Below are 26186 nucleotides of genomic sequence, written 5' to 3'. Positions count from 1 at the left end.
TCAAAATTAAAAGCCGAGTCTAATGACTCGGCTTTTTTGTTCAAACCTAATTAACTCGTACTGGCTTAACCAAATGATGCCCAAATAACCGCAGCGACTAAGGTAGGACAAACGAACTTAATATAGGTTGGCCATAGCTTCCCAAACCAACCTTGAGTAAATTCAGGGCAACCTTGTTCAATCTCTTTTATTTTGCCGTTGCGGCTCCATACCCAACCGCCAAATAGACAAAACAACAGTGCTGCAAATGGCTGCATATATTGCGTAGCAACCATCGCCACCAATCCAAACAACGTGCCAAAGTTAAATACTATAATCACACTTGCTAACGCGATTAAACCACCAAGAAACCAGCTCGTTGCCGTACGGGGAGTATTAAAGCGTTCACCCACTAGCGCAACCGGGCATTCAAGCATCGAAATTGAAGACGTAAGCGCTGCAATCGTCAGCAGCAGAAAGAATACAACAGCAAATAACTGGCCTAAGAAGCCCAAGCTATCAAACATCAATGGCAATACGGTAAAAACAAGCGTGTCAGAATTGAGCAAAGAGCCATCTTCTGCGTAAATTTGAACGCCTTTTTGCATCGCAACAAACATCGCAGGCATAACGACTAATCCGGCAATGAAGGCAACGCCCGTATCTACCAGAGTCACGTTCATCGCCATTTTCGGTAGGTTCTCTTTCTTACTTAGGTAAGAGCCGTAAATCAGCATCGAACAGCCACCAATCGTTAACGAGAAGAAGCCCTGCCCCATGGCCGCTAAGATCAGTTTTCTATCCAATAGCTTTTCAAAATCGGGAACCAAATAGTGTTTCAGTCCCTCCATTGCGCCTGTTTGCATCATGATATAAGCAAACAATAGCAAAAATAGAACAAGCAACGCAGGCATCAGTCGTCGAGACCATTTTTCAATGCCCTGCTTCACTCCACCTTGAACGATTAAGATAGTTAACACGTAGAAGACAATGGTTCCGAATAAGTTACGTTCGACGCTAAAGCCTTTAAACCAAGCAGTCGCTGCTTCCATTCCAAGCAAGTCAGTAATAGCCCCCAAAAGGAAACAAATTAACCACCCACCAACCACGCTATAAAAAGCCAGTACAGCACATGGAACCGTTAACCCTAGCCAACCGATGCTTCCACCAAGTTTCTTTGCGAAAGGATTACTGGTTAGTGAACGCATACTATCAACAGGGTTTGCTTGTCCTGCTCGACCAATTGCCAGTTCAACCACCAACATTGGAAAGGCGACGATAAGAATCATCAATAGGTAGACAAGTAAGAAGGCACCACCACCGTTACTCGCTACTTGAGTAGGAAATCCCCAAATATTACCAAGACCAACTGCAGCGCCGGCGGCTGCAAGAATAAATCCTATACGGGAGCTAAAATGCTCGCGTTGCGACGAAGTTTGCGCTGACATATGACCCTTTACAATGCATCAATAAACTAGTGTGCTAGTACAATATTGATAAATGACTAACAAAACAATATCAGAGCATGATTTTCATACGGATTATCGCTAATCTCCAGTCAACCTAACTGTACACATAGCAGTACATCAGTAGAAACAACCGACCAGATTATCAAGCCAACCACTTCGTGAAGTCAGCCGAACAAATAATGTAATGACTAACTCCCTTCCACAACATTGGTGAAGTGCGCTGAATAATTTCATTAATTCATACAGCTAACGAGCAAACCCTCAATATTCGTCTAAAAGTTAATGTGAGTATTAAAAATGAGACAAGGAGAAGGAAATGCTCTCAAAGCTTGTAAAAGGAATTGTTATTGCCAGTTGTGCCGTTAGTGCACCCGCATTGGCATATGACTGTAGCAATACCCTGAATTGGGACAGCACTGCTGTTTATACCTCCGGAGATAAGGTGCAGCAATCATCTAGTGCCTACTCTGCCCGCTACTGGACTCAGGGTAATGATCCTGTAACTGCATCTGGACCATGGGATGCATGGGAATTACTCGGGACATGTGATTCGGGTGGTGGAAATATTCCTCCTCAAGTCTCTCTCACGTCGCCGTTAAACAATGCCGTAATGTCAGAAGGATCTGTTATTTCAATCCAAGCAACAGCAAGCGATGACGATGGTAGTATCGATAACGTCGAGTTTTTCGCTAACAACATGAGCTTAGGTGTCGATACACAAGCTCCTTATGAGATGAATTGGACAGCAGTACTTAATACCACCTCAATAAAGGCTGTCGCTACCGATAATGAAGGAGCTAGCCAATCAAGCCAAGTTGCGATTTCAGTGACATCATCTGGAGACTTAATTCCACCAACCGTTGAACTCACAAGCCCTACTGGTAGTGAGAAGCTCACGGCAGGTGACGCTCTCATTGTTTCAGCAAATGCAGCTGATTCAGACGGTGTTGTCGATAAAGTCGATTTCTATATCAACAACCAAGTCGTAGCAACAAGTACCAGTGAACCGTATCAATACACTTGGACCTCACAAGCTGGGACGTATTCTTTTAAAGCCAAAGCAACAGATAACGATGGACAGTCAACATCAAGCCAAGAAGTATCACTCGTAGTTTCTTCTGCAAGTTCTGGCGGCTGCGAAGATGCGGTGCCATATGTAGCAGGGACTAACTACGCTGCAGGTGATCTCGTTCATAACCTAAATCAAAAATTCCAATGTGATATAGCAGGTTGGTGTTCTTCTAGCTCAGCTTGGGCTTATGAACCTGGTAAAGGAGAGTATTGGCAAGAAGCGTGGACGGGATTAGGAACGTGTAGCACTCCACCTACGGTTACAATTACTTCACCAAAAGATAATCAGGTTGTACTAGCTGGTTCTCTCATCGACATTAATGTTGATGCGACAGACCCAGATGGAACAGTATCTCAAGTTGAAATATTCGCTAATGACGTCAGTTTAGCTGTTCTATCTCAGCCGCCATTCACAACCCAATGGTCAGCTACTTTAGTCGGTGCTAATACCATTAAGGCACTAGCGACTGACAACGACAACAATGTCAGTGAAGCGGTAATCTCTGTATCCGTTAGCGATCAAGACTTAGTTGTCACTCTGACTGAGCCAAGTGCAGGTAAAACGATTGGCCTTGGTAAGTCTACGTTACTCGCCGCCGATGCAACTTCGTTAACAGGTTCTGTCGACAAAGTGGACTTCCTTGTTAATGGTGCGGTCGTTGGTAGTGATAACACGTCACCTTATAGCTATAACTGGACACCAACAGCGATAGGTAGTTTCACTGTATCCGCTCAAGCAGTGGATAGCAGTGGTTCAAGCGCCCTTTCTGATGCCGTTTCGGTTAAGGTTGTAGAGCAAACAGCGAAGAAACATAAGTTGGTTGGTTACTGGCACAACTTTGTTAACGGTGCCGGTTGCCCAATGCGATTGGCGGATATGTCTGATGCTTGGGATATCATAGATATTGCCTTTGCTGAAAATGATAGAAACAGTAATGGTACTGTTCACTTCAATCTTTACTCAGGTGATATACATAGTAGCTGTGCAGCGCTAGACCCAGCTCAGTTCAAACAGGACATGGCTAACCTTCAAGCTCAAGGCAAAGTATTCGTTCTATCTCTAGGTGGTGCTGAAGGTACTATTACTCTCAATAACGACCAAGATGAGACTGCCTTTGTTTCAAGCCTTACCGGTCTTATTAATGAGTGGGGATTTGATGGACTGGATGTGGATTTAGAAAGTGGTTCGAATCTACTCCACGGTTCAGAAATTCAAGCGCGTTTAGGTCGAGCTCTACTGCAAATCGAAGCCAATATTGGTGGGGATATGTATCTAACCATGGCACCAGAACACCCTTACGTTCAAGGTGGCATGATTGCTTATAGCGGTATTTGGGGTGCGTATATTCCAGTCATTGACGTTGTGAGAGACACATTAGATTTACTGCATGTCCAGCTCTACAACAACGGCGGCTTGCCAAACCCATACATGACAGGTGCAGCACCAGAAGGCTCGATTGACATGATGGTTGCTCAATCAAAAATGTTGATTGAAGGGTTCGAGTTAGCCGACGGTTCGATGTTTATGCCATTAAGAGATGATCAGGTTGCTATTGGTCTACCTTCAGGCCCAAGCTCTGCAAACTCAGGGCAAGCACCTACGCAGAACATCCTTGATGCATTAGATTGTTTAACCAAAGGAACACGATGTGGCACTGTTGTACCAAGCTTTACCTACCCTAACTACGCAGGGGTGATGACTTGGTCAATTAACTGGGATGAACATGATGGGTTTAATTTCTCAGGCCCCGTTGGAGATAAGCTCACTCAAATGAATGCGGGTCAGTAACAAGAGATAGAAGCAACAAGAGAGAAAATTAAGCTCAACCGCTACCATTTATCTAAATGAAAAGCGCCGATATTAATTAATATCGGCGCTTTTATCTCTATAAACAAGCATGTAACACGTTAAATAGTAAACACTTGATAGTCTTTTAGCTGAGGGATCTTCTGATGCAGTTTCTGCTCTTGATCTGCAATGTCATCAAGTGACTCACAAAACTCTTCCGTCTGTTTCTGCACTTCTTGATCATGAGCCTCAATACGTTGCTCTACTTTTACTTTGATTTCTGCAAGGCTGTCGGCTAACTCAGTTAAATTCAACCCACCATCTGCTTGCATCTTTTCACTCATGGCATTAAAGGCACTGGATATAAACTCTGTATTAAAGATCTCTTTCGCTTTTTCGAAGTCTTCACTCCATGATTGCGTCATCGAATCAAAGCTATTAGCAGGAAGAACCAAGTCCCCGTCCTTGTAATAGCGAGCCTCAACATCAGCCAAAAAGGTTTTCATTGATGCTTTCACCTCTTCAAACGCTTCAGGCGCATCCATCGTTTCAGCAATGTCATCGACAATATCATTAGCTAAAGCCAAGCTATCTATTGCGACTTGCTTTGCTTTAGGAAGATAACTACTGAGTTCTTCTCGATATTGCTTTAAAGCTGCTTTCTGCTGCTCGTCGAGTTCTATCTTCTTACCAGCAATGTATAAATCATTGTTAGTGTCGACGCTGTGTCACCACTCACTTGAACAACTTCGAGTTGATCGCTGTTCAAATGAATTTCGTTTTTCAAATTAACCTTACATTGACCAGCCAACGCAACCTGACTCATCAACAGAGTAACCAACAGTACACTTTTTCTCATACTTTCATTCATCCAATTCATTAACGATTACGCTTCAAACAGTTCCATCTATTTGATTTCAATAATTTCATAATAATAGACTGATGCGCCTATTTTTAGTTCCACTTCATCGTCTAGATCGCGCCCGATGAGCGCTTTACCTAATGGGGCAAGTGGCGTAATAACAGACACAGATTTCCCCTGCCAATGAACACTAAGACCACCAGAGCATGGGCCAACAAACAGGTTTTTCTTTGTCTCATCTTCACATAACAATGTGACATACGCGCCTAGGGCTACTTTTTGATCGCTAAGATCATGAATAACCAAAGATTCAAACTGTTGTATCTCTTGCTCGCACTCTTGTACGCGTAAGGCTTGCCCATGAGCAAGATACGATGCTTCCAACGCCAAAGTGTCATATTTATGTTCAGGTACAGTCTCTTCATCTGTCGCCGCATCAATTGCGCGCTGGGTGGAAGACTTAGCAATTTCCCATTTCTCTTTTAATGAAACGAGGATTATTTGTTTTAGCTCTAATTTGTTCATACGGAAACGATAAATTTAGCAAGGAGCAACAGGATAGAATCAGGTAGAATCAAGCGCAAGCTTTTAAAGGAGTTGGGATAGAAGATGATCGAACAATCGCTAAAACAAACATTTGGTTTTGATACATTAAGAGGAGGACAGCAGAGAGTTATTGATGCTGTTCTTTCTGGGCAATCTTGTGCAGCGATCTTCCCAACAGGTGCCGGTAAGTCACTTTGTTATCAACTTCCTGCTCTTCACTTACCGCATTTAACACTGGTTATTTCACCGCTGCTCGCGCTAATGAAAGATCAGCTTAATTTTTTGCACGATAAAGGCATAGCGGCTGCTTCCATTGACTCAAGCCAAGACAGACAACAAACACAACAAGTGATGGCTGATGCTAGGAGTGGAAAGCTAAAAATCTTGATGATCTCAGTCGAACGATTGAAGAACGAACGCTTTCGTCACTTTATATCCCAAGTACCTATTTCATTATTGGTTGTTGATGAAGCGCACTGTATTTCAGAGTGGGGGCATAACTTTCGCCCAGACTACCTAAAAATCCCTCAATACAACAAGGCATTGAATATTCCTCAGACCTTACTGCTTACTGCCACCGCTACCACCGATGTCGTTAAAGATATGCAGAATAAATTCGCTATATCTGAAGAGAACACCATAGTGACGGGTTTCTACCGCAATAACCTAAACTTAAGCATCGTGCCGTGCGAGCAGCAAGATAAGTTGACCCAACTAAATCAAATAGTTCAATCTTCGCCACTCTCTCCAACGATTGTTTATGTCACGCTACAATACACAGCGGAATACTTAGCCAAGCAACTACAGCAAGCCGGTATTTCAGCGCTGGCTTATCACGCAGGATTAGAGAGCCAAAACCGAGAGTATATCCAACATCAATTTATGTCTGGTGAAGTAAATTGTATCGTAGCCACAATTGCGTTTGGGATGGGTGTTGATAAATCCGATATTCGCCGAGTTATACACTTTGATTTGCCAAAGTCGATTGAGAATTACGCGCAAGAAATTGGTCGTGCTGGTCGTGATGGCCAGCCGTCACAATGTATTTTATTAGGTAATAAAGATGGGCTTAATACGCTACAAAACTTCGTCTACGGGGATACTCCAGACCGAGATTCGATTGAATACATTGTTAACGAAGTTTACCAAAACGCCCCAGTTTGGGAGACGCAGCTAACACGTTTATCGCGGGATTCAAACATACGACAACTTCCTCTCAAGACATTATTAGTCTACTTAGAACTAGAGGGGATACTGTCGCCGAAATACAGCTATTTTGCGGATTACCGGTTCAAGTTTGTTTTCACTAAGTCACAGATCATGGCCAAATTTGAAGGTGAGCGCCTTCATTTCGTCGAATCTATTTTTGCTTGTTCACCTCAAGCAAGAACTTGGTGCCAAGTCGATTTCGATGCTTTATGGCAGGGATTTCAGGCCGATCGTCAACGTATCATCAGCGCAATTGACTACTTTAATGAACAAGGTTGGATTGAGCTTGAAAGCAAGCAAATTACCGATGTGTATCAAATAGAAGATATATCGACCGCTCAACCTATTGTTGTCGATAAACTCTTTCAGCTTTTTAAAAACAAAGAGAATGCAGAAACAGCTCGTTTGGAAGAGATGATCAGCTTTTTCGAATCGGATCGTTGCTTAAGTGCTCGCTTGGCTCATTACTTCTCGGATCACAATGCGCCACAGACTTGTGCTCACTGCTCTGTGTGCCATGGTGATGTTGCCGTATTACCACAAGAAAAAACGAACAATATTGACTTAGTCGAAGTAAATCAGTGGATAACAGAATTCTCGGCCCCAAGCAGTAAAACTCTTAGTGAAGAAGCTTTAACTCGCATGCTATGTGGCATTACGACACCATTATCCACGAAGTTAAAAGCCAAAAAGATGGCAGGGTTTGGAAAGTTAGAACAACTACCATTTGGCCAAGTATTGGCAAGCGTCCAAAAAATTAGAAAAAACTCAGCTGTTTAGTTTGTACGTCAGGCTTAAGTATAACGCTTAAGCCTAACAAACGAATTTCTCGGCCGTTCTGACGTTTTAAGATGTCTCTCAATAGGCCTTTGAAGTCCTCAAGTTCCAACTCAGGATGAACATGCTCTATTGTTGTTTGTTGAAAATCAGCAAACTTTAACTTAATTCCCTGTTTAATAATAAGCTTACTTGGCATAGCTTTTTCAAGCCTGATATCTAACTCAGGGAAAAGGCGCTCTTCAATCACCTGCCAACACTCTTCATAAGTGCTAATGTTAGTGCTAAATGTCCGCTCAACACCCACACTTTTTCTTTCCCTTTCAACAACTATTTCTCGCTCGTCAATCCCTTGGCTGCGCTTCCAAAGTGAATCACCCAATCGACCAAACTGGCGCAATAGCTCTCGGTAATCACTTGCTCGAACATCACGGCAATAAAATAGCCCAGCTTTTTGTAGTTTTTCTAAACTGACCTTGCCAACTCCAGGCAATTTACCCAATGGTAAGTCATCTACCACTTCTTGCACTTTACTAGGAGGGACAACAAACTGGCCATTAGGCTTATTAAGATCAGAAGCAACTTTCGCTAAGAATTTTATCGGCGCAACACCAGCAGAGGCTGTTAGTTGAAGTTCATTCCAAATATCACGCCTTATCGCTTCTGCAATTAACGTAGCAGAGCCTTGGTGCTTCGTGCTGTTAGTGACATCCAAATAGGCTTCATCAAGTGACAAGGGCTCAATAAGCGATGTATAGCGTGAAAAGATCTCTCTAATATGGGTCGATACTTCCTTATAAACCTGCATACGGCCAGGAACGACCAACAGTTCTGGGCATAGTTTTAACGCTCTAGCAGTTGGCATTGCACTATGAATACCAAACTTTCTCGCTTCATAGTTACAAGTGCTTAACACGCCCCGCTGTTTTTCATGCCCGCCAACCGCTAATGGTCGGCCTTGATAGTGCGGATTATCTCGCATCTCAACAGCAGCGTAAAAGCAGTCCATATCAATATGAATGATTTTTCTTACAACACCGACCATACCGCCACCAATGACTGTATAAAAAAACAGTATATTTTATTTCACAGATTCATTCTAGTAATCCATAAAAAATAGTTAGCGATCTATCAATTGTTGTTTATTATTAATAAAGAGTTAAGAGAAATGGAGTTTTCATTGAGCAGCAAAATACTTGTCGTTGAAGATAGCAGAGCATTTCGTAATTATCTGCATTCTTTGTTAAGCGATGCCGGCTATGACGTCTATACCGCTGAATCAATAGCGGACGCTAAAATATTATTGGCCGAAAAACATGACTTTCTATGTGCTGTTCTTGACTACTGTCTTCCCGACGGTCAAGACGGCCAAATTATTGATATCGTTTTAAAGCAAAATTACAAAGTCATCGTGTTGACTGCTATGTTTCAAGAGGAAATTAGAGAGAGCGTTATTGCAAGAGGCGTACTGGATTACATCTTAAAAGACAGTATGGCTTCAGTTTCGTACTTATTACCTTTAGTTAACCGTTTAACAAATAACAAGAATCACCAAGCATTGGTTGTTGATGACTCTTTAGTTGTACGAAAGCACATCAGCCAGTTACTAGAACATCAATACATTAATGTAATTCAAGCCGAAGATGGACAACAGGCCATTGATATTCTAGAAAAAAATCCAGAAGTAACTTTCATAATCACCGACCACGATATGCCCGTTAAAGATGGTATATCGATGATCCGTGATATTAGAATCAAACACGATAAAAATGAACTCGCAATCCTTGGGCTTTCCGGTAGTGACGATAGAACAATGACGGCTCGCTACTTAAAAGCGGGTGCTAATGATTTTCTTCACAAACCATTCAACCAGGAAGAGTTTTTCTGTCGAGTTCATCAAATTTTAGATATGAAAGAAGCAACGAGTAAGCTGTATAAACTTGCAAATCAAGATGCTCTAACCGGGCTATGGAATCGACGTTACCTATTCCACAACCTTGAGGGAAGCACAACACTTCAAAATATTGCAATGCTGGATATCGATTTCTTTAAGAAAGTTAACGATAACTACGGCCACGATGGTGGCGATGCCGCGCTCATTACACTTTCACATATACTAAAGATCTATTTTGCCGACGACATTGTTGTACGCTTCGGCGGTGAAGAGTTTTGCATTCAGTCGAACTCACCTAATGATGAGTTCCTGACTCGACTTGAACATATGCGGCAACGTATTGAAAATACAATTATTCCACATGCTGATCATGAAATATCGATTACAGTCAGTATTGGCGTTTCTAATATTGAAGCGGGTTTAAATGAACAAATAAAAATTGCCGATGATAGGCTCTATCAAGCTAAGGAAGGCGGGCGAAATCAGATAATTTCTCAGTAAGCATCAACTCATAAAAAAACCCACCTAAGGTGGGTTTTATCGTTTATATAGAGTATTTATGCAATGCGGTTTTTTTCCCAAGCTGCTAATTTCTCAGCTCGAATAGCAGCACGCTCTTCACGCTTTTTACGTGCATCACATGGTTCTGGGCAACTGCATACTTTATCAATCCCCATGGCATCTAGCCCACCGCAACTGCCTTTTACAACTTTACGTTGGAAGATATAGCCAACACCCATCGCTGCGAATACCGCTAGGAACACAGCAAAAGTCACTAAAAACTCACTCATTGTCACTTGCTCACTATAGTTAATTTTATTCTATGTGTAAGGGGATACTCTCCCCTTAATATTTGCAGTGAATAACTGCTACTTAACGATCAATGCTACTTTAAGTATGACTTAAACGCTGATGAAGTAAACTCTTCAAAACCTTCGGGAGTTTTCACTATCATGTAAGCTGCAATGTCATATTTTTCCGCAACTTCCATTCCCACTTGCTCGCCTAACACCATTAAACCTGTTGCAAGACCATCAGCAGTCATAGACGACGGGTCAATAATGGTAACTGAAACCACCTTATTATCCATTGGCTTTCCAGTTTTTGGGTCAATAATATGCGAATAACGAACACCATCACGCTCATAATAATTTCTATAATCCCCTGATGTTGCAATCGCCATATCACCAGGTTCAACAACAAGCTGAACAGCACGCTCTTCTACACTCGGTTTCTCTATCGCTATACGCCAAGGCACACCTTCACGGTTATGTCCTTTTAGGTGCATTTCTCCACCAATTTCTATCATGTAGTTATCTGCACCAATGGAGTTCATATATTCAGCAACAACATCAACGCCCCACCCTTTAGCAATTGTTGATAGATCAACATACAGTTCAGGCAATGTTTTAGTTAGTGATGTCGAAGTCGCACTTAAATGATGAATGCCAACCTTCGTTCTACGATCAGCAAGCTCTTCATCTGTTGGGATGGTTTCAGGCCTAGCTTCTGGGCCAAATCCCCATAAGTTAACCAATGGTCCAACAGTCACGTCTAGAGCACCTTGAGTCAATTGATTAAGGCGAATGGACTCCTTAACAACAATAGCCGTCTCAGGTGATACTTTAAAAGGCTCACTGCCCTGATACTGATTAAATCGGCTCAGCTCTGAATCTTTTCTGTAAGTCGACATTTGGTCATTTACTTCTTCTAGTAAACGGTCGACCTCAACTTGGATATCCGCAGCATCAAGCAACGAATCCGAGTTTACATATTTGATATTGTATGTGGTTCCCATTGTTGGGCCACTGATATGAATTTGTTCAGCCGGCTGTTCACAACCAGTCAGTACAAATAACGAAGCTAATGCAACAAGCCAATATTTCACCTGTTTACTCCTATTTTAATAGAAAATGAGACAAAAAATTCAAACGAAAAGTGAATAGAAAAAAGCAAACGTTAACCATGTGCTTTGCTCTAGGTACTGAGCAATTTGAAGCTTGGTCGTTATAATAAAAAGAATGGCCGACTCGAAAGAGCCAGCCACCGTTTTATAACTTAAGGTAGATTAACCACCAAAGTCATCAAGTAGGATATTTTCATCCTCAACACCTAGATCTTTAAGCATACCGATTACAGCAGCATTCATCATAGGTGGACCACACATGTAGTACTCACAATCTTCTGGCGCTTCATGATCCTTCAAGTAATTTTCGTAAATTACGTTGTGGATAAAGCCTGTGTAACCATCCCAGTTATCTTCTGGAAGAGGATCAGACAGAGCACAGTGCCATACGAAGTTTTCGTTATCTTCTTGTAGCTTATCGAAATCTTCAATGTAGAACATTTCACGCTTAGAACGAGCACCGTACCAGTAAGACATCTTACGCTTAGAGCTCAAACGTAGAAGCTGGTCAAAGATATGTGAACGCATTGGAGCCATACCTGCACCACCACCGATAAATACCATTTCGTTGTCGGTTTCTTTAGCGAAGAACTCACCAAATGGACCTGAAATTGTACATTTATCACCAGCTTTAAGTGACCAGATGTATGAAGACATCACACCAGGTGGCACGTCTGGGTTGTTTGGCGGTGGAGTTGCAACACGTACGTTCAGCTTAATCAAGCCTTCCTCTTCTGGGTATGACGCCATAGAGTATGCACGGATTGATGGCTCTTTTACGATTGACTCGTAGCGGAACAGGTTAAACTTGTCCCAATCACCACGATACTCTTCAGGAATATCGAAATCAGCGTATTTAATGTGATGAGGTTCAGCTTCAATCTGAATATAACCACCAGCTTTGAACGGTACTTCTTCACCATCAGGGATCTTAAGTACTAGCTCTTTAATGAAGGTTGCTTCGTTGTCATTAGAAAGAACTTCACATTCCCACTTTTTAACACCGAAGATCTCTTCTGGAAGCTCAATGTCCATATCAGTTTTCACTGCAACTTGACACGCTAAACGCTCGCCTTCACGGGCTTCACCTTTAGAGATGTGATCAAGTTCGGTTGGTAAAATATCACCACCACCAGCTTTTACTTTTACGCGACACTGACCACAAGAGCCACCGCCACCACAAGCTGAAGATACAAAGATCCCCTTGCCTGCCATTGCGCCTAATAATTTGTCACCCGGAGAAGTAATAAAACTCTTCTCAGGATCACCATTAACGGAAATAGTAACGTCACCTGTTGGTACTAGCTTCGATTTGGCAAATAAAATAATTAAAACCAAAGCTAATACAATCAGGGTAAACATCACTACACCAAGGATAATAACTTGCATTGACTATTCCTTTAAAATTGTGTCGTTTACCCGACTTACAGTTGAACACCAGAGAAAGACATAAAGCCTAGCGCCATCAAACCTACAGTGATAAAGGTAATACCTAAACCACGTAGACCAGGAGGCACGTCAGAGTACTTCATTTTCTCACGGATACCCGCTAACGCGACGATTGCTAACATCCAGCCAACACCAGAACCAAAGCCGTAAACGACTGATTCTGCGAAGTTGTAATCACGCTGTACCATGAAAGATACGCCACCAAAAATCGCACAGTTTACAGTGATAAGTGGTAGGAATATTCCCAGTGCGTTATACAAAGGTGGGAAAAAGCGATCGAGTATCATTTCTAGAATCTGAACCAACGCTGCAATAACACCGATAAAAGTGATAAAGCTCAGGAAGCTCAAGTCAACGCCAGCAACAAGTGCACTGTCTCTAAGAACTAGGTTATAAAGCAGGTTGTTCACAGGAACCGCGATGGTTAGAACCACGATTACAGCAACACCTAAACCAAATGATGTTTTAACTTTCTTAGATACAGCCAAGAAAGTACACATACCTAGGAAGAACGAAAGTGCTAAGTTTTCGATGAAAATCGATTTAACAAGCAAACTAATATAATGTTCCATAACGTCCTTACTCCTTCGCTTCTATTTGATCAGGTCGAATGATACGGATAGCCCAAATCATAAAACCAATCAGGAAGAACGCAGAAGGTGCTAGTAGCATCATGCCGTTTGGCTGATACCAACCACCATTACTTACTAGTGGTAGCACTTCCAATCCAAACAATTTGCCGCTGCCGAATAGCTCACGGAAAAATGCAACTGTAATCAGTACAAAGCCGTAGCCTAGACCGTTACCAATACCATCAATAAGAGCTGGTAGCGGCTTCGATTTCATTGCGTATGCTTCTGCACGACCCATTACAATACAGTTAGTAATGATAAGGGCAACGAATACAGATAATTGCTTAGAAATGTCGTATAGGTACGCTTTAAGTACTTCATCAACAACGATTACCAGTGAAGCGATAATAGCCATTTGAACGATGATACGAACACTGTTAGGAATGTGATTACGAATTGCAGAAACAAAGAAGTTAGACATCGCAGTTACGAAGATAACTGCCAGTGTCATAACAAACGCTGTTTCAAGCTTTGTCGTTACCGCTAATGCAGAACAAACACCAAGCACTTGAAGTGCAATTGGGTTGTTCTCTAGAATCGGCTCAACCAGATGCTTTTGCATGTCTTTAGTATTTGACATTAGTTCAAGCCTCCATCACGTACATTAGCTAGGAATGGTCCAAAGCCCATGTCACCCAACCAGAAATCAAACGTGTTTTGAACACCATTTGCAGTTAATGTTGCACCAGAAAGGCCATCAACACCATGTTCAGAACCTGCAGGAGCGCCACCTTTAACAACTATTAGTGCCGGTTTGTCGTTAGAGTCGAATAACTTCTTACCAACAAACTGTGAACGCCATGTTGGGTTCTCAACTTCACCACCTAGCCCAGGAGTCTCACCCTGCTCGTAGTAAGTGATACCTGCAACTGTGTTACCGTCAGTTTCGACAGCCACAAACGCGTACATCATTGACCATAAGCCGTTACCGTGTACCGGTAAAATAACTTTAGATACCGAGTTGCCTTCTTTAACAAGGTAAACAACACCAGTATTCGCTCGGCGAAGGATCTTAGCTTCGTCTTGCGTTGAAGTTAGCTTAATCGACTCTGCAGGATCTTTAGCTGCTTTACGTTGGTCGTAAGTTGCAGCATCACCTTCAATGAAGTTACCCGTATCGAAATCAACCAAACGAGGTTCAATATACTTAGCGTATAGCTCAGGGATTTGACCTTCTTCGCTGATGCCTGCAACTTCAACAATCTTGCTTTGTTTATCAAGCACTGCATTGGCTTCTTGCTTAGAGCGTAGGCCAACAGCTGCTGAAGATACGATGATTGAGCATACTAGGCTCAATGCAATAACAACAAACAGCGTATTTTTAATGCTATCGTTATTTTTTGCCATAACGCGCTAGCCTCCGCTTAACGTTCTTCTCAATAACAACATGGTCAAACAGTGGTGCAAATAGGTTTGCAAATAGAATCGCCAGCATCATCCCTTCTGGGTAAGCTGGGTTTACAACCCTGATCATTACACACATTGCACCAATCAAAATACCGTACGCCCACTTACCGTTGTCGGTAAATGAAGCTGAAACAGGATCGGTTGCCATGAAGAACATACCAAATGCGAAGCCACCTAGAACTAGGTGCCAGTGCCAAGGCATACTAAACAGAACGTTGGTGTCTGAACCGATGACATTAAACAGCGTCGAAATAGCAACCATACCGACCATAACGCCAGCAATAATTCGCCAAGACGCGATGCCCATGTAGACAAGCATTGCCGCACCAATCATCAGCGCAAGCGTTGATACTTCACCGATTGAACCAGGCATATTACCAATGAATGCACTCATCCAAGTAATAGTGTCGCCACTTACTAGGTTAACTAATGCACCTTCACCACCTTGAGCCCACTGGCTCAGAGCTGTTGCACCAGAGAAGCCATCAGCGGCAACCCAAACTGCATCACCTGAGATTTGAGCCGGGTATGCAAAGAATAAGAATGCACGACCCGCTAACGCAGGGTTAAGGAAGTTACGACCTGTACCACCGAAGATCTCTTTCGCAACAACAACACCAAAGGTAATACCTAGTGCCGCTTGCCATAAAGGAAGAGTTGGTGGAACGATTAGGGCGAATAAGATAGAAGTAACAAAGAAACCTTCATTTACTTCATGCTTGCGTACCATACAGAACAGTACTTCCCAGAAACCACCAACGATAAAGACCGTCGCGTAAATCGGTAGGAAGTAGGTTGCACCTAGCAGCATTTTGCTAGCCCAACCGGCCTCAGCACTTAATGTGCCTCCAACCATTTCTGTTAGCCAGTAGTGCCAGTTACCACTGATTACTGTCGCAAGCTCCGCACCAGAATACATATGGTTAAGTGCTGCGATTGCTTGACCGCCAGCGTTGTACATACCCCAGAACATTGCAGGGAATACAGCGAACCACACCATAATCATGATACGTTTTAAATCAACGCTATCACGTACATGCGAGGCACGCTTTGTTACAAGACCTGGTGTATAAAACAGCGTTGCTGCAGCTTCATACAGTGCAAACCACTTTTCGTGTTTGCCACCAGGCTCAAAATGATGCTCGATGTCTTCAAGAAACTTCTTAAGCATGGGATTAGCCTTCCTTCTCAATCTTGTCTAGGCATTCACGGAGCAGTTGACCGTACTCGTACTTACCTGGACATACAAAGCTACACAATGCTAAATCTTCTTCATCAAGCTCAAGCGCACCGAGACGCTGAGCGCTATCGATGTCACCTGCACATAGGTCACGAAGTAGCAATGTTGGTTCCATATCTAGTGGTAATACTTTTTCGTAGTTACCGATAGGCACCATTGCACGATCACTACCATTCGTCGTCGTTGTCATATTAAACAACTGACCTTTGAATAGGTGACCTAAGAAAGTACGAGTCACAGAGAACTTATTCTTACCAGGCATAGCCCAACCGAATAGCTCTTTCTCACGACCTTCACGCAATGCAGATACTTGAACGTGATAACGCCCTAGATATGCATGTGGACCAGTCGCGTGAGTACCAGTTAGCACAGAGCCAGAAATCACTCGCACTTCGCCTGGAATTAACTCGTTATCCGCTAAATCTTGAATATTTGCACCAAGAGTGGTGCGAATTAGACGTGGGTTATTCACTACTGGGCCAGCTAAAGAAACAACACGATCTGTGTATAGCTCGCCAGTTAGGAATAATTTACCAATCGCAATAACGTCTTGGTAATTGATGCTCCACGCAACATTCTCTGGATTCACAGGGAAAAGATGATGCATGTGAGTTCCCACTAATCCAGCTGGATGCGGGCCATCAAAAACATGCTCAGCGACATTTGATTGAGAAGAACGAGGAAGACTAGTCCCTGTCTTACAAACGTAAACACTGCCATCTGTTAGATTTGAAAGAATATCAAGGCCGGCAACAAACGCTTCAGGTTGTTCATTGATAATAACCTCAGGCTGTGCCGCTAATGGATTGGTATCCATTGCTGTCACAAAAATAGCCTGTGTTTTAGACTTGATAGCTGGAACCTTGCTAAACGGTCGAGTACGTAAAGCTGTCCAAAGACCTGAATCAACAAGCTGAGTTTCAATCGCATCGCGACCCAAACCTGCTAATTGATTGGTTTCAAACTTATCAAAAGTAACCTGTTCATCACCTGCCACTTCAATCACAACAGATTGAAGTACACGTTTTGCACCACGGTTCACTTCGATAACTTTACCACTTGCTGGTGAAGTAAATTTAACGCCTGGGTTCTTTTTATCTTCAAAAAGAACTTGAGCTTTCTTCACTTCATCGCCTACACGAACATGCATCGTAGGACGCATACCAACATACTCTTCGCCAAGCAAGGCGACTTTAGTGATGGTTTTACCATCATTAATCACCTGGGATGGAGCTCCTGCGATTGGCAGGTCCAAACCCTTTTTTATTGTAATCATACGCACTTGCACTACTTTTATCGGGAAAAAGATTCTTTTAATTGCGTAACTTTAAGACACGACACTTGTGTCCGGTTCTGGTTATGTTTTAAACACCAGAATCGCAACATCCAATTAATATATTCATCACAGAGCTGTGATGATGTTTACTAAGTACATTAGTGTAACATTTTTTCGAAACTTGATTCTATGACCAATAACTTGATTACTGATTTTATTTCAGAGGTTTTGAATAACAAAGGGATCTCAGTCGCTTTATCTTTACATTGGGACTAAAAAAGCGACTAGATACCCCCTTCGAGGTATTTTATTTTATTCATATTATTTAACAAACTTATACATTCTCACTGAATCAATAATTTGTTGTAACTGTGTTAAGCTTGAAGGTAATTTTAGACACTAGAAAGCACCTTGCACCACTTTTTGTTATTTTTTGTTTCCACCCATGCACATTGGGCTATCAGGTGCCGCTTCATGCTCACTTTGCCACTCTGTTGACGTATAAGTATGAATAGCTAGCGCATGAATTTGTGTCGCTAACTCTTCGGCAAAAAGTGTATTTACTGCTCGATGCCTAGCAATTAAACGCTTACCTTCAAACTCGTCACTAGCAATAATGACTTTAAAGTGACTTTCTGAGCCTTTTGGTACGTTATGCATATAGCTTTCGTTAATCACTTCCATATAAGTTGGGTTGAAAGTTTCTTGTATTTTAGTTTCTAATTTTTCTTTAAGCATAACAATTCCTTACATCAATATGACTTAACTCTACCTTTCTATAAGCGATAATTACGACACATTGAGAGTGCTGACCATCGCTTTATTATATTCCACATGGTAACGCTCGGTCACGCTGGGTAAAAGGTTTTAGTTTCTTGTTTGCGTGCCATTTGCGACAATAACCTCAGTAATATCACTAAGTAAAAGCCAACTATGAAAACCGAACTAACGCTGCACGAACGCTCGCTTGAGCTATTCCGATTCCCGCAAAGAACTGATGAAACACTTCAGGCTTGGGATGCCGGTGATGAGTATCTGATCAATCATATTGAAGAGATGTCACTACCAAAAGGGCAACGGATATTGATACTGAACGACAATTTTGGTGCGCTTTCATGTTGGTTTAGTCAGGATCACCATGTAACAATGATGAGTGATTCTTATATTGCTCATCAAGGCGTTCAGCTGAATATCGCCCAGAATAGCAGTGCTGAAGTGACGCTATTAAAAAGTACCGACTCTTTGCCTGACAATATTGATCTGGTCCTCTTCCAGCTTCCTAAAAGTAACCGCTATCTCACATGGCAACTGACTCAGCTGCGAAACCAACTTAAGAAAGACACACCAGTCATCGCAGTTAATAAAGCCAAAGAGATTCACTCTTCAACACTAAAACTATTTGAAAAACATTTAGGCACAACGACTACATCGCTTGCATGGAAAAAGCACCGTCTTGTATTCTCAAAACCTGACTGTGAACCGCAACATCAAGTAGAACCATACACAAGTTGGGATGTTGAAAAAGAAGGAATCACGCTAGATAACCAAGCAAATGTATATTCAGGTGAGTCGCTTGATTTAGGGGCTCGATTAATGCTTGAACACATACCAAGTAACCCTGATTACAAACATATTATAGATTTGGGCTGTGGAAATGGCGTTCTGTCGGTAAAAGCGGCACGTCTCAATCCAAACGCTAAGATCACCTGTATTGATGAGAGTTTTATGGCGGTAGAGTCCGCTCGTAGAAACTTAAAGTACAATCTAGAGGATGATAACAACATTCATTGTTTAGCGAACAACTGCTTAGATAATTTTGAAGGTCAGCAAGCATCACTTATTTTGTGTAACCCTCCGTTTCATCAGCAACAAGCTATCACAGATCATATCGCATGGCAGATGTTCTGTGATGCAAAGCATGTTCTGGCTAAAGGCGGCCAATTAATTGTTATCGGAAACCGACACCTCGGCTACGATGGTAAGTTAACTCGGTTGTTTAGTAAGTCCCAAGTAAAGACTATCGCATCAAATAAGAAATTTGTTATTTTACAAGCAACTAAATAGTTCACTATTATCACTAAAAGTTAATTCAACTCGAATTGAGAATATAAAGGAATACATAATGAGAAAACTGGTTCTAGCAGCTTCAGTGGCTCTACTCGCAGCTTGTTCTGCTCCTCAGCAAGAACAGATTAACTTTATGCCTAAGGCCGCACTTAGCAGCAGCGATCTTGTACAAGGTTCAACTTACACGCTAACAAGTAAAGATATTCGTTCAGCTCAGTACGTTGCATTAGTTGATAGCGGTCGTTCAAACATTGAGCCTATTCACGCTAGACAAAATGTTCGCATCGCTCTAGAAAATGTATTCGCTGACCAATTTTCATCGCAAGGCTTCCAAAATACAGTCAATAGCGAAAACAGTGTAGAAATCGAGATTCAAGAAGCATTAGTAACAATTAAACACACTGTCATGTCAAATGAGATTGATGGTCGCGTTACTATTGAGGTAACCGCTGAAACGCCAAAAGGTAAACTCGTTAAAACCTATAAAGGCAACGCATCAAAATCAGGTATGTTGAGCGCTTCAAATGACGAAGTAGAAATGGTTCTAAACGATATTATGAACCTTGTTCTTAAAGAGATTGCTAATGATTCTGAGTTGAAAAACTACATGCAGGAGCGTTTCTAATGTTGCGCGTACTGTTAGCCTCTTTAGTTATCTTTAGTTGTAGCGTCTTAGCTGGGCCAAAAGTTCTCGTTGAGACCAATTTGGGCCCGTTCACTATTGAACTAAATCAAGCTCAAGCCCCTATTTCAACGAAGAACTTTTTAAAATATGTTGAAGATGGCAGCTACGTTGGAAGTATCTTTCACCGAGTAATTCCTGGTTTCATGGCTCAAGGGGGCGGATTTAATCAAGATATGGGGCGTTTAGATACTTACTCACCGATTCGCAACGAAGCCTCTAATGGTTTAGAGAACAAAACAGCAACGATCGCAATGGCTCGTACAAATGTTCCTGACTCTGCGACCCGTCAGTTTTTCATTAACTTAAAAGATAACCACTTCTTAAACATGAGCGCTGGTGATGCTGGCTACGCCGTTTTTGGTGAAGTAACACAAGGCTATGATGTCATTCAATCAATGGCAACTAAGCCAACAAAAACAATGGGCCGCATGCAGAATGTTCCTGTTGACCCAATCGTAATTATGAACGTTACTCTACTCAAATAATCCCAACTCAAAGGCCCTTGAAAATAGGGTCTTTTTACAAGGAAGTGTTTATGTCACTTGATACCCAATCTCTTACTTGGCGAGAAACCTTACGCAGTTATTTAGACAGACGGCTAATGTGGGTATTCATGCTAGGCTGCTCAAGTGGTTTCCCATGGGTATTAATTGGCTCAAACATGTCGGGCTGGCTAAAAGATGCAGGCTTAACCCGTGCTGCTATTGGTTACTTCGGTAGTGTCTTTGCCGTTTATGCCATTAACTTCCTCTGGGCTCCATTAGTTGACCGAGTAAAACTTCCTGTTTTGCATGCGGTATTAGGCCAGCGCCGTAGTTGGATCTTCTTGTGTCAGTCTATTGTGTTAGTACTTACATTGCTCATTGCCGGTGTCAATCCAGCGAATGATCTTATGTTTACTTCAATGCTAGCGCTCGGAATTGCGACTGCCTCTGCAACTCAAGATATCGCTATTGATGCCTTCCGTATCGACACATTCCCTAAATCCGAATCCAATAAACTACCACAAGCTTCTGCAATGGCCGTTATTGGCTGGTGGACAGGTTATTCACTTCCTGGCTATGTGGCCTTTATTAATGCCGATAGCATGGGCTGGAATGGTGTTTATTATGGAATGGCAGGCTTTGTCGCAATTCTGATGATATTTACCCTGTTAGTCGGTGAACCGAATACCAAACGAGAAGCGCTACAGAAGCAAGCTGAACAGCGCCATAACGAAGTAGTTGGTTCTAAAGTTGCGGCTTGGTTAAGTGTGACCGTTGTTGAACCATTTTTGGACTTCTTCAAGCGTAATGGTGTTCAAGTAGCGATTACACTTCTTCTATTTGTATTCCTATTTAAGATTGGAGAAGCCTTTTTGGGAAGAATGTCGATCACCTTTTACAAAGAGATTGGCTTTAGCAACGAACAGATTGGCCACTATTCTAAATTAATCGGCTGGGGAGCAACGATCGTCTTCACTCTGATTGGCAGTATGTTTAACGTTAAGTTTGGTATTGTACGAGGCTTGATGATTGGTGGCATTGCAATGGCAGCCAGTAACCTGATGTTTGCTTGGATTGCCAAAGTTGGACCTAACGAAAACCTATTCTTAGCCACGATTTTGGTTGATAACTTTACAACCGCATTTTCAACCGTCGCCTTTGTATCCTTCTTAACCATATTAACTGGCGAAGCATTCTCAGCAACTCAATACGCTTTGCTGGCTTCTTTAGGGAACTTTGGTCGAACCACATTGGCTTCATTCAGTGGAGAGTTAGCTGACTTCCTTAATGACTGGTCCACCTTCTTTATTGTAACCGCCGTCATGGTAATTCCGAGTCTGATCATGCTCTACTCATTACGACATTACTTTAATCGGTTACTAGAAAAGGCAAAAACAGAAAGCCAACAATAAATATTAAAGCAATATTAAAAGGTAACCTCTCGGTTACCTTTTTTTTGCCCAACCCAACCCGATTGATATCACACTAATTGGTTGGTCCTCTTTAAAATTCATTCAGAATAGCCATATTAACCAAATAAGTTGTTTAATCGATAAACAGCACAACTGATCGCAAACCCACCAATGGTGATCTAAATCACAAAAAGACTGCAATCTAGTGCAACTTTTATTAAGTTCACTTCGACTTGATGAAAGTGTGATTAAGATCACGCTTTATTTGCAACGCAATCGTTTGTCTCTCTTTTATTTTAGAATTAAGTCGCTATTATGCGCTTCATTCGGACATACTTAGCGCACGGATAAGCGCCACGTAGCATACAAAATTATAGAGAGTACTTTTCATGCGCAAATCAATTTTAGCTCTTACAGTAATCGCAGCAGCAACAGCTGTTCCAGCACAAGCAGAATACCTTTACGGTTGGGGTGACGTTAGCGTTAACTACCTTGACTGGTCAAAAGGTACTGAAGACCGCAATGGTGGTTTCAAAAATGACTTCATGTTCCTAGAACTAGAAGGTGGTGCTGGTTTTACTTGGGGTGAGCTATACGGTTTTGCTGACTTTGAATTCCAAGACAGTACTCCTACTGCTGACAGCGCTATGGCAATGTCTACTAAAGGCTCTATTGCTGTTAAAACTGGTTTAGAAGAGTTACGTGTTTACGCTCAGACTTACTCTACAGAAAACCAAGGTTTCCAAGCTCGTAACACGGTTGGTGGTCTATCTTACAACTTCTCAGGCGATGCTTGGTTCTTCAACCCGTTTGTAGGTATCCATTACACAAACACCAACGGTTTTGCTGATTTCAACGGCGGAATGGCTGGTTGGGTTGGTGGTTACAACTTTAACCTAGGCGAGCACAAGTTCAGCATCTCTAACTGGCACGAGACTGAGTTTGCACGTGCAGATGAGTACGTAGATAACAGCGGCGAAACTGACGATCTTTCATACAACGGTGCACTAGCTGCATGGTGGCATGTGACTTCTGAAGTTAGTACTGGTGTTCAATACCGTTACGCTCATAACAAACTAGGTCAGGCTAAAACTGATAACGCAATCATCTACACTGTGAAGTACAACTTCTAATAGTTAGATATTGTTTAAGAAAATGGCGCTCTTTAGCGCCATTTTTTGTGTCTGCTATTTAATTTTTATTGCTTTCCTACTCTAGCCTATTATCCTTGCCTCACGCTTTGTAATTGAGACTTTAACGTGAATATTGTGGTACTTGGCCCCGGCGCAATTGGCGCTCTGTGGGCATCTCATCTCAGTACATCTGGACATAATGTGTCGCTATGGGGACGAAGCCCAACGGCCACAACCTCAATCCAATTGGACGACTCTCCAAAGCAAAACTTTTCTAATAAAAATCAGCAAGCACTGGAAGATGCCGATCTTTTACTCGTCACCGTTAAGGCATGGCAAGTAGAGCAAGCTCTCACGCCACTCATTAAGTTCATCAACACTGACTGCATCATTCTATTTATGCACAACGGTATGGGGGCGGTCGATTCACTAGCCAAGCAATTAAAGGCCTACCCTGTATTACTTGCTACAACGACTCATGCAGCTCTTAAAACAAGAGCTAATAAAGTTAGTCATACTGGTAAAGGATCAACTCAAATCGGGCCTTACAATAAGCAAGGTGCAAGGTGCGAGTTCATCGTTGAGGTACTCAACCATTCGCTACCTAGTGCGAACTGGAATAGTGATATCCTCAGCGCTCTTTGGCAAAAGCTCGCCATTAATTGCGCCATCAATCCTTTAACGGCTATAGAGCAGTGTAAAAATGGTGATCTTGCAGAACCCCGTTTTCAGCAGCGAATATCTTCAGTCATAAAAGAAGTGATCGATGTGGCGCAGGCTGAAGGAATAGCGTTCTCTTTCCCTGTGCTACGAGAAACCGTTGCTACGGTTATCAATGCCACTAGAGAAAATTACTCTTCAATGCACCAAGATGTTTTCTATAAGAGAAAATCCGAGATAGACTTTATTACAGGTTATCTTATCGATACCGCCAAGCATCACCATATCGAAACGCCTGAAAACGAGAAACTCTATCAGGTAATCAAACAAATCGAATCAAGCTGGAAACGTCATGACTAAAAAAATACTTATCCCTATCGCTCCAGGCACAGAAGAGATGGAAGCGGTCACTATTATCGACATTATGGTTCGTGCGGGTTATGAAGTCGTGGTTGCGAGTGCTGACTTTAATGGCGAATTAACTATGAAAGCCTCCCGCGGCGTTACCCTAACCGCTGATTGCCGTTTAGTCGATATCGCCGATGATGAGTTTGATGCGGTGATCCTATCTGGTGGCGTCGCTGGTGCTGAAGTATTTAGAGATAGCCCAATTCTGATGGAAATCGTCAAACAGCATAAATACGATGACAAGCTCATCGCTGCTATTTGCGCCGCCCCTGCTCTGGTACTGCAACATCACGATTTATATCCCACTGCCCTAATGACTTGTCACCCAAGCTTTCAAGACTGTATTGAAGAACCTTATTTGAGACAAAAACGAGTGACGATCGACGTTACTCATAACCTAATTACAAGCCAAGGGCCCGGCACCGCGCTCGAATTCGCTATTGAGATCATTATCCGACTATCAGGCAAGCCACACGCTTGGAGTGTTGCTGAACCTATGGTGACACTACCAACACTCCATTACTTTAAATTGGGCAATGAACATGCTTGATATAAAGGCAATTCGAGAACAATTCCCAGCACTTAATCAACAGGTCAATGGTGAACCACTGGTTTATCTAGACAGCGCAGCGACGACACAAAAACCTCAATGTGTAATCGATGCTATCAGCTACTACTACAGCGCTCAAAACGCCAATGTCCATCGCGGAAGTCATAGTTTAACCGCCAAAGCGACTAACCAGTTTGAAGATGCCCGTTTAACAATATCTGACTTTCTTGGTACATCGTCCACTAAAGAGATCATCTGGACACGTGGTGCAACTGAAGCACTGAATCTTATCGCACAAACCTATGCGCGCAATACGCTCCGACACGATGATGAAATACTCATCAGTGAAATGGAACATCACGCAAATATTGTTCCTTGGCAGATCGTTGCCAATCAAACTGGCGCTCGTATCGTAAAAGTCCCAATAACGGTTGATTGCCAGTTCGATGAAAAAGCATTTGATGATCTTCTATCAGATAAAACGAAAATCGTTGCGTTAGCGCATATCTCCAACGTAACAGGTGCAAGACAACCAGTAGAAAACGTTATCAAAAAAGCGCATCAAGTAGGCGCTGTGGTGGTTGTGGATGGCGCTCAAGGTATCGTCCATGAAAAGGTCGACTTGAATACACTTAACGCTGATTTCTATGTTTTCTCTGGACACAAACTCTATGCCCCTGCTGGGATTGGTATTCTTTACGGAAGACTAGAGTTACTTGAAGCCATGCCACCATGGCATGGCGGTGGGAAAATGGTAGAAAAAGTCTCTTTTGAGCAGACTACATTTTCTGATCTTCCTGGTAAATTTGAAGCAGGTACACCGAATGTCGCAGGAGCTATCGCACTTGCTAAAGCTATCGACTGGTATCAAGGTTTTGACTTACATGAAATAGAGAAGCATATTGCCGATCTTCAGCATCAAACCTATCGAGCTTTAAAAGAGATGGAAGACATTCAAATCCTCGGTTATCAAGAAGGTGCGAGTGTTATTAGTTTCATCATTGACGGCGTACACCACCAAGATATAGCCACGCTACTCGATCAACAAGGTATTGCAGTTAGAGCTGGTCATCACTGCGCACACCCATTAATGGATGCACTTGGTATTGATGGGAGCGTTCGTATCTCATTTGGCATCTACAATGACCAAAATGATGTAGATAGACTAATTAAGGCGATCAACAAAGCCGTCGACATGCTTTGATTTTTTAATCTAATACTTGCTGAGTGTGAGCACTTAAAACGAAAAAAGGTTCGCTAATGCGAACCTTTTTAATATG

At 42.3% G+C, this 26186-nt stretch carries 23 protein-coding genes and 1 pseudogene; 11 read left to right on the top strand and 13 right to left on the bottom strand.

The annotated features are described in order from the left end of the window. Positions 1-65: 65 nt before the first annotated feature. The gene (locus L4C54_RS14620; RefSeq protein WP_428808759.1) at positions 66-1427 is read right to left on the bottom strand and encodes a sodium-dependent transporter; all 1362 of its coding nucleotides are present in this window, start codon (positions 1425-1427) and stop codon (positions 66-68) included. A 337-nt stretch (positions 1428-1764) separates the two neighbouring features. Here L4C54_RS14620 and L4C54_RS14615 point away from each other — a divergent pair, with 337 nt between their 5' ends. Beyond that, positions 1765-4308: an Ig-like domain-containing protein gene (locus tag L4C54_RS14615; RefSeq protein ID WP_428808758.1), complete on the top strand. Its 2544-nt coding sequence runs from the start codon at positions 1765-1767 to the stop codon at positions 4306-4308. A 119-nt stretch (positions 4309-4427) separates the two neighbouring features. Here L4C54_RS14615 and L4C54_RS14610 read toward each other — a convergent pair. Both L4C54_RS14610 and L4C54_RS14605 read right to left on the bottom strand, forming a co-directional pair. Next, a pseudogene (locus L4C54_RS14610) lies at positions 4428-5167 on the bottom strand (YggN family protein). 48 nt (positions 5168-5215) lie between these two features. Beyond that, a complete protein-coding gene (locus tag L4C54_RS14605; RefSeq protein ID WP_428808757.1) occupies positions 5216-5695 on the bottom strand; it encodes a GreA/GreB family elongation factor in 480 nt (159 codons plus the stop codon). Positions 5696-5779: 84 nt separating this feature from the next. Between L4C54_RS14605 and L4C54_RS14600 the strand changes: the two genes are divergently transcribed. Beyond that, complete coding sequence (locus tag L4C54_RS14600; protein WP_428808756.1) at positions 5780-7705, top strand: RecQ family ATP-dependent DNA helicase; 1926 nt, start codon at positions 5780-5782, stop codon at positions 7703-7705. Here the strand turns inward: L4C54_RS14600 and dinB are convergent. Then, positions 7683-8747, bottom strand: coding sequence for a DNA polymerase IV (gene dinB / locus L4C54_RS14595; protein WP_428808755.1), 1065 nt, complete (start codon positions 8745-8747; stop codon positions 7683-7685). The two genes, L4C54_RS14600 and dinB, sit on opposite strands and share 23 nt — an antisense overlap. Before the next feature lie 135 nt (positions 8748-8882). Here dinB and L4C54_RS14590 point away from each other — a divergent pair, with 135 nt between their 5' ends. After that, positions 8883-10097, top strand: a complete 1215-nt coding sequence (locus L4C54_RS14590) for a diguanylate cyclase (RefSeq protein ID WP_428808754.1) — start codon at positions 8883-8885, stop codon at positions 10095-10097. Between the two features lie 56 nt (positions 10098-10153). On the opposite strand, the gene nqrM is transcribed toward L4C54_RS14590, so the two are convergent. From nqrM to bolA, 9 genes are all read right to left on the bottom strand, one after another. After that, on the bottom strand, positions 10154-10387 hold the full coding sequence (gene nqrM, locus L4C54_RS14585; RefSeq protein ID WP_428800950.1) for a (Na+)-NQR maturation NqrM: 234 nt from the start codon (positions 10385-10387) through the stop codon (positions 10154-10156). Between the two features lie 95 nt (positions 10388-10482). Beyond that, positions 10483-11484 carry an FAD:protein FMN transferase gene (locus tag L4C54_RS14580; protein ID WP_428808753.1) on the bottom strand — a complete coding sequence of 334 codons (1002 nt, stop codon included), beginning with the start codon at positions 11482-11484 and terminating at the stop codon, positions 10483-10485. Positions 11485-11664: 180 nt separating this feature from the next. Continuing rightward, entirely contained in the window at positions 11665-12891 is a 1227-nt protein-coding gene (gene nqrF / locus L4C54_RS14575; RefSeq protein ID WP_428800952.1) for an NADH:ubiquinone reductase (Na(+)-transporting) subunit F, read from the bottom strand. 35 nt (positions 12892-12926) lie between these two features. Then, positions 12927-13523 (bottom strand): NADH:ubiquinone reductase (Na(+)-transporting) subunit E, encoded by a 597-nt coding sequence (nqrE, locus tag L4C54_RS14570; RefSeq protein WP_428808752.1) that lies wholly within the window; start codon positions 13521-13523, stop codon positions 12927-12929. Between the two features lie 7 nt (positions 13524-13530). Further along, entirely contained in the window at positions 13531-14163 is a 633-nt protein-coding gene (locus L4C54_RS14565) for an NADH:ubiquinone reductase (Na(+)-transporting) subunit D (protein WP_428800954.1), read from the bottom strand. Then, positions 14163-14930, bottom strand: a complete 768-nt coding sequence (locus L4C54_RS14560; protein WP_428808751.1) for a Na(+)-translocating NADH-quinone reductase subunit C — start codon at positions 14928-14930, stop codon at positions 14163-14165. Before L4C54_RS14560 ends, L4C54_RS14565 begins: the two co-directional genes overlap by 1 nt. Next, complete coding sequence (locus L4C54_RS14555) at positions 14917-16161, bottom strand: NADH:ubiquinone reductase (Na(+)-transporting) subunit B (RefSeq protein ID WP_428808750.1); 1245 nt, start codon at positions 16159-16161, stop codon at positions 14917-14919. Before L4C54_RS14555 ends, L4C54_RS14560 begins: the two co-directional genes overlap by 14 nt. 4 nt (positions 16162-16165) lie before the next feature. Then, on the bottom strand, positions 16166-17506 hold the full coding sequence (locus L4C54_RS14550) for a Na(+)-translocating NADH-quinone reductase subunit A (protein WP_428808749.1): 1341 nt from the start codon (positions 17504-17506) through the stop codon (positions 16166-16168). Positions 17507-17932: 426 nt separating this feature from the next. Beyond that, entirely contained in the window at positions 17933-18244 is a 312-nt protein-coding gene (bolA, locus tag L4C54_RS14545) for a transcriptional regulator BolA (protein ID WP_428800958.1), read from the bottom strand. A 195-nt stretch (positions 18245-18439) separates the two neighbouring features. Here bolA and L4C54_RS14540 point away from each other — a divergent pair, with 195 nt between their 5' ends. From L4C54_RS14540 to csdA, 8 genes are all read left to right on the top strand, one after another. Continuing rightward, on the top strand, positions 18440-19570 hold the full coding sequence (locus tag L4C54_RS14540) for a methyltransferase (RefSeq protein ID WP_428808748.1): 1131 nt from the start codon (positions 18440-18442) through the stop codon (positions 19568-19570). Positions 19571-19628: 58 nt separating this feature from the next. Continuing rightward, the gene (locus tag L4C54_RS14535) at positions 19629-20198 is read left to right on the top strand and encodes a YajG family lipoprotein (RefSeq protein ID WP_428800960.1); all 570 of its coding nucleotides are present in this window, start codon (positions 19629-19631) and stop codon (positions 20196-20198) included. After that, on the top strand, positions 20198-20743 hold the full coding sequence (locus L4C54_RS14530) for a peptidylprolyl isomerase (RefSeq protein ID WP_428808747.1): 546 nt from the start codon (positions 20198-20200) through the stop codon (positions 20741-20743). Before L4C54_RS14535 ends, L4C54_RS14530 begins: the two co-directional genes overlap by 1 nt. Positions 20744-20793: 50 nt before the next feature. Next, positions 20794-22155, top strand: a complete 1362-nt coding sequence (locus L4C54_RS14525) for an AmpG family muropeptide MFS transporter (protein ID WP_428800962.1) — start codon at positions 20794-20796, stop codon at positions 22153-22155. Between the two features lie 389 nt (positions 22156-22544). Next, a complete protein-coding gene (locus L4C54_RS14520) occupies positions 22545-23288 on the top strand; it encodes an outer membrane protein OmpK (RefSeq protein ID WP_428808746.1) in 744 nt (247 codons plus the stop codon). Positions 23289-23414: 126 nt separating this feature from the next. Beyond that, positions 23415-24308: a 2-dehydropantoate 2-reductase gene (gene panE, locus L4C54_RS14515; RefSeq protein ID WP_428808745.1), complete on the top strand. Its 894-nt coding sequence runs from the start codon at positions 23415-23417 to the stop codon at positions 24306-24308. After that, the gene (locus L4C54_RS14510) at positions 24301-24906 is read left to right on the top strand and encodes a DJ-1 family glyoxalase III (RefSeq protein ID WP_428800965.1); all 606 of its coding nucleotides are present in this window, start codon (positions 24301-24303) and stop codon (positions 24904-24906) included. Before panE ends, L4C54_RS14510 begins: the two co-directional genes overlap by 8 nt. Further along, complete coding sequence (gene csdA / locus L4C54_RS14505) at positions 24899-26110, top strand: cysteine desulfurase CsdA (protein WP_428808744.1); 1212 nt, start codon at positions 24899-24901, stop codon at positions 26108-26110. Before L4C54_RS14510 ends, csdA begins: the two co-directional genes overlap by 8 nt. Positions 26111-26186: the final 76 nt, after the last annotated feature.

Source organism: Vibrio lamellibrachiae (assembly GCF_050337265.1).
GTDB classification, from domain to species: Bacteria; Pseudomonadota; Gammaproteobacteria; order Enterobacterales; family Vibrionaceae; genus Vibrio; species Vibrio kyushuensis.
The sequence above is the reverse complement of the archived record's forward strand: the minus strand, read 5'-3'. Positions and strand labels throughout refer to the sequence as shown.